The organism is Saccharopolyspora rectivirgula DSM 43747, from assembly GCF_000497205.1.
Taxonomy (GTDB): Bacteria; Actinomycetota; Actinomycetes; order Mycobacteriales; family Pseudonocardiaceae; genus Saccharopolyspora; species Saccharopolyspora rectivirgula.
In genome coordinates this window covers 1-242 of the sequence record NZ_AYJW01000178.1, presented here as the reverse complement: position 1 = coordinate 242, position 242 = coordinate 1, and the positions used below count along the sequence as shown (strand labels likewise).

1 protein-coding gene is annotated in these 242 nt (G+C 67.8%); it reads right to left on the bottom strand.

Going from position 1 to position 242, the window contains the following annotated elements; all coding sequences use genetic code 11:
* Positions 1–242: Hsp70 family protein (locus SREC43747_RS20110; protein WP_037332927.1), on the bottom strand; the 242-nt coding region annotated here is incomplete at both ends.

The window sequence follows — 242 nt, the reverse complement described above, 5'->3', positions numbered from 1 at the left end:
GCCCTTGTTCGGCTCCTTGCCACCGGTGAGGTCCTTGACCAGCTCGGTCACCGCCGGCATGCGGGTGGAGCCGCCCACCAGCACCACGTGGTCGATGTCGCCGACCTTGATCCCCGCATCGCGCACCGCGTTGTGGAAGGGTTTGCGGCAGCGCTCCAGCAGGTCGGAGGTGATCCGCTCGAACTCGGCCCGGGTCAGGGTCTCGTCCAGGAACAGCGGGTTCTTGTCGGCGTCCACCGTGA